The following is a 2,165-nucleotide window of genomic DNA, read 5'->3' on the forward strand; positions in this document are numbered from 1 at the left end:
CATAAAAAGGTTGCCTGTATATTACCATAACAGCTACCCTGAACCCAATAAAACCAAGCATTTGAGCAACAACCCGTCACCACCTGACCCCGATCATCCCTTTCCTACGACATCCCGGCCACGGGCAGACCCTTCCCCACGAGGTACTCCTTGACCTGCCGGATGGTGAAGGTCCGGAAGTGGAACACGGAGGCAGCCAGGAGCACTTGCGCTCCGCCTTTTGTCACGCCCTCGTAAAAGTGCTCCAGTTTCCCGGCCCCACCGGAGGCGATGATGGGCAGGCCTGCCGCATCGGCGATCATTTTTGTAAACTCCAGGTCGTACCCGGCCAGGGTGCCGTCTCCGTCCATGCTGGTCGGGAGGAGGACGCCGGCTCCCAGCTGCTCACACTGAGTCGCCCATGCCCCGCAGTCTTTTCCCGTCCCCTTTGTACCGCCGGCGACTACGATCTCGAAGCCTGAGGGCATGTCGCTGTTGCGTCGTCCGTCGATGGCCACCGTGATCCTGTCCTTACCGAAGGTCTCAGAAGCCTTCTGGACGAGATCGGGATCAGCCACAGCAGCGCTGTTCATGGAGACATGGTCCGCGCCGGCCTCGAGGGTCATCTCGATATCCTCGATGCTTCCGATCCCGCCGCCCACGGTGAGGGGCATGCTGATGACCGCAGCTACATTCTTCACCCACTCGAGGCGGGTCTTACGGTTCTCGAGGGTCGCAGCGATGTCCAGCATGGCCAGAGCATCGGCTCCCTCCTCTTCATAAAAGGCGGCGTTTTCCACTGGGTCTCCCGCGTCGCGCAGATTAATGAAGTTCACGCCTTTGACCACTCGCCCCTCCTTCATATCCAGGCAAGGCATGATTTTGATCGGCTGCATGGCAAGCTCCTTTCAAATTCTCAGGATTGTGAAGTGAATCAAGCGAACCATACTAAACTACCAATTTCTAAATAGCTGAACAATCAGGAAATCACTTAATCACAGGAACAGCGTGGGGTCAAAGCTCAGATTTTCAGTTTTTTAAAATCATACTATGAGGATCTGAGCTCTGACCCCGTTGACCCTCCTTAAAAACGCCGCCAACCTGTCCAACCAATGGAAACCACCACTATGACGTTTGACTTGGTCCCCTCTACCACATAGAATTATAGAATAGCTTCTTCAGGGGCGTTTGCGGCCGTTAAAATCGGTTGGTCTCCCCGTTCCAGGAGCCTTACGCGAGCAACTTCCCCCGGTTCATTGTTCGAGATATCGGGCGTTTAATCCTGTTACAGGGAAAGGGAGAACAGTCATGAACAGGGCTCTTACAGCTATAATCCTTTGTGTTTTTCTTCTTGGTGCGGGCTGTGCCGCACCGCAAACGAAGCAGGATAAAGGCACCAGGTACGGCGCGGCGGGAGGAGCCGTGGCCGGTGCGGTCATCGGGCAGGCCATCGGGCGTGACACGAAGGGCACTCTTATCGGTGCCGCCATTGGTGCCGCTATTGGCGGGGCCGGTGGCTCCGCGGTGGGCAAGATGATGGACGAGCAGGAGCGGGAGATGCGCGAAGCTCTGGCCGCCTCGGAAGCCGCGGCCGTTTCCAGGGAAGGCAACCTCCTGGCTGTGACCTTCAAGGGTGACGTCACTTTTGATACTAATTCCACCGAGATCAGGCCCGGACTTTATTCGGAAATCACCAGGGTGGCGCGTATCTTGAAGCAGTATCCGGACACGTTGGTCAGGGTTGAAGGGCACACCGACAGCGTGGGTACGGACGCGTACAACATGGACCTTTCCGTACGAAGGGCCAACTCGGTGAGGACCCTGTTGGTCCGGGAAGGTGTCAGCGGCGACCGAATGCAGGCTGTGGGTTACGGAGAGAGTACGCCCGTAGCCACTAATGACGCCGCCGCAGGACGCCAAATGAACCGGAGGGTCGAGATCAAGATCGCTCCGCAGACAAATTAATATACCGATCCTGACTGAACCAATGGTGTCAGGCCAGGCATCCCTTGGCAACTGTTGGGGTTCATGGGGGTCAGGGCGGGAATTTGTCAATACCTGACACATACAGAAATATATTGCTAAATTCCTGTTCTGACCCCAAAGAACCCGCTTCATTATCGCTATGGAAACCGAGGATCTGGATCGGGAAAGTTTCAAGCAGAGCCGCCAGCGCTGGGATCATG

2 protein-coding genes are annotated in these 2,165 nt (G+C 56.2%); one reads left to right on the forward strand and one right to left on the reverse strand.

What is annotated here, in order from left to right; all coding sequences use genetic code 11:
- Positions 1-104: 104 nt before the first annotated feature.
- Entirely contained in the window at positions 105-875 is a 771-nt protein-coding gene (gene hisF / locus P1S59_14380) for an imidazole glycerol phosphate synthase subunit HisF (protein MDF1527414.1), read from the reverse strand.
- A gap of 412 nt (positions 876-1,287) precedes the next feature.
- Here hisF and P1S59_14385 point away from each other — a divergent pair, with 412 nt between their 5' ends.
- Positions 1,288-1,944: an OmpA family protein gene (locus P1S59_14385; GenBank protein MDF1527415.1), complete on the forward strand. Its 657-nt coding sequence runs from the start codon at positions 1,288-1,290 to the stop codon at positions 1,942-1,944.
- The last annotated feature ends 221 nt before the right edge of the window (positions 1,945-2,165 follow it).

This window comes from bacterium (assembly GCA_029210965.1).
Taxonomy (GTDB): Bacteria; BMS3Abin14; BMS3Abin14; order BMS3Abin14; family BMS3Abin14; genus JALHUC01.

Bases quoted from the DNA above. Each gene is read 5' to 3' on its own strand.
- hisF (MDF1527414.1), bottom strand. From the start codon at position 875: ATGCAGCCGATCAAAATCATGCCTTGCCTGGATATGAAGGAGGGGCGA.
- P1S59_14385 (MDF1527415.1), top strand. From the start codon at position 1,288: ATGAACAGGGCTCTTACAGCTATAATCCTTTGTGTTTTTCTTCTTGGT.